Below are 6,385 nucleotides of genomic sequence, written 5' to 3'. Positions count from 1 at the left end.
CGACACCGCGGACGCCGGTGGCCGGCACTCCAGGTCTGACGGGTCCCAGGGTCTCGGCACCCATGACACCGGCACCCATGACACCGGCATCCACGACCGGACGGGGCGTCACCCGGACGACGTCGATCCGGCCGCCCACCCGGACCGGGAGCCGGGCGTCGTGGACAAGGTGTTGGGACGGAACCGACGGGACGAGCAGGGGCGCTGACCCCCGGTACGTCGGACCGACTGCAGGGCCCGCGGGAGATGATCCCGCGGGCCCTGCAGTCATTCCCGGGTGGTCAGGCGGCGGCGCCGGTGGTGACCCGGGCGTTCTTCACCCGCTCGCCGAACAGGGGACCGTACAGGGCGCCGGCGATGAGCGCGCCGAGGATCGGGGCCACCCAGAAGAGCCACAGCTGACCGACGGCCCCGTCGCCGTTGAAGAAGGCCACGGCGGTCGAGCGGGCCGGGTTCACCGAGGTGTTGGTGATGGGTATCGAGATGAGGTGGATCAACGTCAGCGTCAGCCCGATCGCCAGGGGTGCGAAGCCGGCGGGGGCGCGGCGATCGGTGGCTCCGAGGATCACCCAGATGAAGATCGCGGTCAGCACGACCTCGATGATCAGGGCCGAGAGCAGGCCGTACCCGTCCGGGGAGTTGGCGCCGAAGCCGTTGGCGGCCATGTGGCCGGTCGCCTCGAATCCGTCCTTGCCCTTGGCCACGACGAGGATCAGTGCACCCGCGACCAGACCGCCGACGACCTGGCTGACGATGTATACGGGGGCCTTGGCCCAGGGGAGGCGCCCGGCGATGGCGGCGCCGACGGTGACGGCCGGGTTGAAGTGGCCGCCGGAGATGTGGCCGAGCGCGTACACGCCGGTCAGGACGGTCAGGCCGAAGGCCAGGGAGACACCGAGGTAGCCGACGCCCACGGGGACGTCTCCGGTGTCTGCGGTGGCGACCTGGACGGCGGCGAACACCGCCGTGCCGCACCCTCCCAGTACCAGCCAGAAGGTGCCGATCACCTCGGCCGCGATCACCGCCGTCCCGGACGGGGTGCCGGGGGACGTGTCGGACGGGGTGCCGGGGGACGGTGCGGACGGGGTGCGCGGGGACGAGTCGGACATGGATTGACCTCCGGTGGTGTACTCCCCGGGATCGGGGGAGGCGGGAACGTGGTGGTGAGTGTTTCCGCTGAGCACACGCTAGCGCTGCCGGGGTCCCGCCGCGCCGGTTCCGCGACCTGTCAAGCGGTCCCGGCGAGGTGAGCCTCGGTCAGGGCGCCAGGAGAGTCGGGAGAACCGCCGCGGCGGTGTCACGGAGGTGGACCGTCACCCCGTCCGTGAGGCCGGAGGGATCGGGGTTGACCTCGACGACCGGGATCCCGAGGTCGACGGCGATGCCGGGGAGCGACGCGGCGGGATGGACGAGACCGGAGGTGCCGACGACCAGGACCGCGGTCGCGGCGGAGATCGCGGACACCGCGGCGTCCCAGGGCTGCCGGGGGAGCATCTCTCCGAACCAGACCACTCCCGGTCTGGCCCGTCCGCCGCACCGCGGGCAGTCGGGCGGCGCGAGCCGGTCCACGGGGTCCGCCGGCGGCGGCCCCACCTCCATCGGGGCCCCACACTCGTCACACCGGTGTGCGAAGAGGCTGCCGTGGAGATGGTGCACCCCGGCGGAACCCGCGCGCTCGTGCAGGTCGTCGACGTTCTGGGTCACCACCGTCACGCCGCGGTCCCGGGCGGCGCGGGCGATCGCGAGATGACCGGCATTCGGCTCGGCGCATCCGACGAGGTGCTCGCGCCAGCGATACCAGGCCCACACGGAGTCCCGGTCGCGGTCCCAGGCCTCCGGGGTCGCGAGGTCGGCGGGGTCGTGGCGTGCCCACAGTCCCGTCCGGGAGTCCCGGAAGGTGGGCACCCCGCTCTCCGCACTCATCCCGGCACCCGTCAGAACGACGAGAGGCCCGCCGTCGCCGAGGGCGAGACGGGCCTTGCTCATGTCGGGGTGGGGCCGGTCGGACCCCACGCCGTCGCTGATCACGGGACGAACGCGGAACCCACCAGCGGCAGTGAGACACAATTGGAGGTCCCGCCGCCGGCGAGGGTGGTGGTGACGCCGCCCTGCAGGAGCATCAGCACCTGCCCCGGGCCGGTGTCGGCGACACCGTTGAGGGTCGCCGGTCCGCCCGCGTTGATCCCGTTGTAGCTGAGCACGGTGGTGCCGCGGCGACCGTTGTTGATGTTGAACCAGTCCACGGTCATGGGCTGCACCTGCTGGGGTGCGACGCCCTCGGTGCCGAGGGCGGTGAAGATGAAGCCGAGGTGGCCGCCCGGGATGCCGGGCAGGGGCAGGCCGGCGGGCCCCGGCACGGCGGTGGCGGCCCCGACCGCGGTCTGTTCCCCGTCGATGCAGTTCTGCATGATGGTCGGGTAGGCGAACTGCGCGATCACCGGACCGTTCTCGGGCAGCGGGGTGCCCGGCTCGCCGGACCCGCGGAAGAAGCCCACCAGCCGGGCGATGGTGCCCCGGGTCTCCTCGGGGATCCACTGCTGCTCGGAGAGGTTCTCGATGGCCTGCAGCACCGGCTCGGTCGGGCGGCCCAGCTCGTCCAGCGACTGGGCGCTCGCGGAGGCGGGGACGGCGAGCGACACGGCCATGGCGGCGACTGCACCGAGACCTAGAGTCCTGAACGAGTTCCTGAGCGAGTGGCGGGTCACTGGCGAGTCCATTCTTCGGATGAGGCGGACGGACCGGTCGGCGGGCCGACCAATCGACGGCTCGATGTTCTCACAACGTTTACAGGTGTGGATACCGGAGGCCCGGTTGCTGTGGCGTCTGTGGCCAGTGTGGCAGAAGATACTTGTGATGTAAATAACAGTCGCCGCCGCGGGTGTGGCGTCGCCCGCTCGGGATGACTGTCCGGAGGCCGATGCGGGTAATGTGGTCACGCACGCGCGCTCGACCGGACGCGCTTGTGGATCACGCGGGAGTCCCGCAGATTCCCACCACGCGCCCGGCGGCCACAGAGTCGCCCGTGGCGCCGAAAGCCTCTGAGGGAGAACCCACCGTATGGCCCTGACCGAGTTCCGCAACGTCGCCATCGTCGCGCACGTCGACCATGGTAAGACGACACTCGTCGACGCGATGCTGCGCCAGTCCGGAGCGTTCGACGAACGCGCGGAGCTCGTGGACCGGGTCATGGACTCGGGTGACCTCGAGCGCGAGAAGGGCATCACGATCCTGGCCAAGAACACGTCGGTGCGGCGTCTCGGCGCAGGGTCGGGCGGCGCCGACCTCGTCTTCAACATCATCGACACCCCCGGCCACGCCGACTTCGGCGGCGAGGTGGAGCGCGGCCTCAACATGGTCGACGGCGTCGTCCTGCTCATCGACTCCTCGGAGGGCCCGCTGCCGCAGACGCGGTTCGTCCTGCGGAAGGCGCTGGCGGCATCCCTGCCGGTCATCATCGTCGTCAACAAGACCGACCGTCCGGACGCCCGCATCGACGAGGTCGTCGAGGACGCCCAGGACCTCCTCATCGGACTCGCCTCCGATCTCGAGGACCCGGACGCCCAGGCCGCGGCCGAGCGCGCGCTCGAACTGCCCGTGGTGTTCGCCTCCGGTCGCGCCGGTAAGGCCTCGACCACGCAGCCGGCCAACGGCCAGGAACCGGCCGGGGAGAACCTCGACGAGCTCTTCACGCTCCTGTACGACGTGATCCCCGCGCCCCGCGGTGACGCCGACGCGCCGCTGCAGGCCCACGTGACCAACCTGGACGCGTCCAACTTCCTCGGTCGTATCGGTCTGGTCCGTATCCACAACGGCCGTCTCCGCAAGGGTCAGCAGGTGGCGTGGATCCACAACCTTCCCGACGGCGGTCAGGAGACCAAGTCCGTGCGGATCTCGGAACTCCTCGCGACCAAGGGTGTCGAGCGGATGCCCACCGACGAGGCCGTGGCCGGCGACATCGTCGCGGTGGCCGGGATCAGCGACATCATGATCGGCGACACCCTCGCGGATCCGGAGAACCCGGTGGCGCTGCCCGCGATCACCGTCGACGAGCCGGCGATCTCGATGACCATCGGCGTCAACACCTCCCCGCTCGCCGGCCGCAACGGCGGTACCAAGCTCACCGCGCGGATGGTCAAGGCGCGTCTCGACCAGGAGCTCGTGGGCAACGTCTCGCTCAAGGTCCTCGACACCGCGCGCCCCGACGACTGGGAGGTCCAGGGCCGCGGCGAGATGGCGCTGTCCATCCTCGTCGAGACCATGCGCCGGGAGGGCTTCGAGCTCACCGTGGGCAAGCCGCAGGTCGTGACCCGGGTCGTCGACGGCAAGGTCCACGAGCCGATGGAGCACATGACCATCGACGTGCCCGAGGAGTACCTCGGCGCGGTCACCCAGCTCATGGCGGCCCGCAAGGGGCGCATGGAGCAGATGGGCAACCACGGATCCGGATGGGTCCGGATGGAGTTCCGGGTGCCCGCCCGGGGGCTGATCGGCTTCCGCACGACCTTCATGACCGAGACGCGCGGCGCCGGGATCGCCAACTCCGAGTCGGCCGGCTACGAGCCCTGGGTCGGAGAGATCCGCTCGCGGCACACCGGTTCACTGGTTGCCGACCGTGCCGGCAAGGCCACCGCGTTCGCGCTGCTCAGCCTGGCCGACCGCGGCGACTTCTTCATCGAGCCCGGTTCCGAGGTGTACGAGGGCGTCGTCGTGGGCGAGAACCCGCGATCCGAGGACATGGACGTCAACATCACCAAGGAGAAGAAGTTCACCAACATGCGAGCGGCCTCCTCCGATACGACCGAGACCCTGCAGAGGGCCCGCAACCTCTCGCTGGAGGAGGCCATGGAGTTCTGCGCCGGCGACGAGTGCGTGGAGGTCGGACCGGAGGCGATCCGCGTGCGCAAGGTGCTGCTCACCGCCAATGAGCGGGCCAAGGCCCGCAGCAAGTCCAAGTCGCGCGAGCAGCAGTCGGTCAACTGACGAGGACCCTGGTGGCGACGAGGGGGGCATCAGTTCGTCGGCGCGGCACGAGCGTTCTGGCAGCCGTGCTCTCCCTCGTCGTCGTCACAGGGTGTGTGGCCGATCCGCCTCCGCCCACCGTGGTGGGGGAGGAGCGTACCGACGGGGAGTCCGTCAACCTGTCCAGTGGCGGGGTCCTGCTGGCCCTCGACCGCGTCGACCCGGGCTTCAACCCGCATCTCCTGGCCGATCAGGGAGTCGACACGGACCTGGTCGCCTCCCTGCTGCTCCCGAGCGCGTTCGTCCCCGGGCCGGGCGGTGAGCCGGTGCTCAACCGCGACCTCCTCGTGTCCGCCGAGCCCCTGCCGGGGAGCCCGCGGACAATCCGCTACACGATCGACCCGCTGGCCCAGTGGACCGACGGGGTGCCGGTCGCGGCCGAGGACTTCGAGTACCTGTGGCGGCAGATGACGACCCAGCCCGGAGTGGTCGACCCCGCCGGGTACGAGCAGATCGTCGAGGTGCGGTCCGGCGCCGGGGGCAAGGTCGTCGACGTGGTGTTCGACTCCCCACCGACGCAGTGGCGGACGCTGTTCGCCGACCTGCTGCCCGGGCACATCCTCAAGAACGCCCCGGACGGTTTCCAGGGCGCGATGTCCAGCCTCCCCGTGATGAGCGCGGGACCGTTCATGATCCGGTTCGCCGACATCGGTCGGGGCGAGATCGAGTTCGTACGCAACGACCGGTACTGGGCGCGCGCGCCGGAACTCGATCAGATCCTCGTGCGGCGGGCGACAGGGGCCGGACAACTCGGCGCGGCGTTGCGTGGAGGACCGGGATCACTCGCGATGGTCTCGGCGACACCGTTGGCCGCGGACGTCTCGGCCACCGTCCACGGGGTCCGCGCCGTGACCGTCGACTCCTCGGCCCAACTCGAACTGGGCTTCAACACCGTCGCCCCGGCGGTCCGCGACCCGGAAGTGCGGCGCGGCCTCACGGCGGCGGTGGACCCCGAGGTGGTCGGTCGGATCGTCACCGGACAGTCCGACCCGGCCGTCACGACCTACCCGTTCCCGCCGGGGTCCGCCAGCACCACGACCGGCGACGGGGCCGCCGTGGAGCGCGCGCTCCGCGACGCGGGGTTCACCCGCACCGGGGCGCGATGGGAGCGCGACGACGACCCGCTGAGCGTGACGCTCGGGGTGGAGGCCGAGGACGACCGGGCGCTCACCGCGGCGTTCACCATCGCGGACCAGCTGCGCGGCGCGGGCATCGGCGCCCGGGTCTGGGAGCTCGACGCGGTCGCCCTGTACGGGGACGCGCTCCCGCACGGTCTGGTCGACGCGGTGGTGGGATGGCAACGGGTCGACGGACGCCCCGAGGTCGCGGCGGTGTCCAGGTTCGCCTGCGCCCCCGCCCCGTCCCC

The 6,385-nt window shown here is 71.2% G+C and carries 6 protein-coding genes; 3 read left to right on the top strand and 3 right to left on the bottom strand.

Annotated elements, in window-relative coordinates; genetic code table 11:
- Window positions 1-208: hypothetical protein (locus tag G6031_RS16425; RefSeq protein ID WP_206682175.1), on the top strand; the 208-nt coding region annotated here is incomplete at its 5' end.
- 73 nt (window positions 209-281) lie between these two features.
- Here G6031_RS16425 and aqpZ read toward each other — a convergent pair.
- The 3 genes from aqpZ to G6031_RS16410 all read right to left on the bottom strand — a co-directional run bounded on the left by aqpZ (window position 282) and on the right by G6031_RS16410 (window position 2,645).
- Window positions 282-1,007 carry an aquaporin Z gene (gene aqpZ, locus G6031_RS16420; RefSeq protein ID WP_182609516.1) on the bottom strand — a complete coding sequence of 242 codons (726 nt, stop codon included), beginning with the start codon at window positions 1,005-1,007 and terminating at the stop codon, window positions 282-284.
- 250 nt (window positions 1,008-1,257) lie between these two features.
- Entirely contained in the window at window positions 1,258-1,986 is a 729-nt protein-coding gene (locus G6031_RS16415; protein ID WP_182653845.1) for an NAD-dependent deacylase, read from the bottom strand.
- A 38-nt stretch (window positions 1,987-2,024) separates the two neighbouring features.
- On the bottom strand, window positions 2,025-2,645 hold the full coding sequence (locus tag G6031_RS16410) for a hypothetical protein (RefSeq protein ID WP_241730811.1): 621 nt from the start codon (window positions 2,643-2,645) through the stop codon (window positions 2,025-2,027).
- A 412-nt stretch (window positions 2,646-3,057) separates the two neighbouring features.
- On the opposite strand from G6031_RS16410, the gene typA reads away from it, so the two are divergent.
- Window positions 3,058-4,980: a translational GTPase TypA gene (gene typA / locus G6031_RS16405; protein WP_182653844.1), complete on the top strand. Its 1,923-nt coding sequence runs from the start codon at window positions 3,058-3,060 to the stop codon at window positions 4,978-4,980.
- An 11-nt stretch (window positions 4,981-4,991) separates the two neighbouring features.
- The coding region (locus G6031_RS16400; RefSeq protein WP_182653843.1) for an ABC transporter substrate-binding protein at window positions 4,992-6,385 on the top strand (1,394 nt) is incomplete at its 3' end.

The organism is Dietzia sp. CQ4 (assembly GCF_014145125.1).
GTDB classification, from domain to species: domain Bacteria; phylum Actinomycetota; class Actinomycetes; order Mycobacteriales; family Mycobacteriaceae; genus Dietzia; species Dietzia natronolimnaea.
This window is presented reverse-complemented; position numbering and strand designations above follow the sequence as displayed.

Bases quoted from the DNA above. Each gene is read 5' to 3' on its own strand.
- G6031_RS16415 (WP_182653845.1), bottom strand. From the start codon at position 1,986: ATGAGCAAGGCCCGTCTCGCCCTCGGCGACGGCGGGCCTCTCGTCGTT.
- G6031_RS16410 (WP_241730811.1), bottom strand. From the start codon at position 2,645: ATGGCCGTGTCGCTCGCCGTCCCCGCCTCCGCGAGCGCCCAGTCGCTG.
- typA (WP_182653844.1), top strand. From the start codon at position 3,058: ATGGCCCTGACCGAGTTCCGCAACGTCGCCATCGTCGCGCACGTCGAC.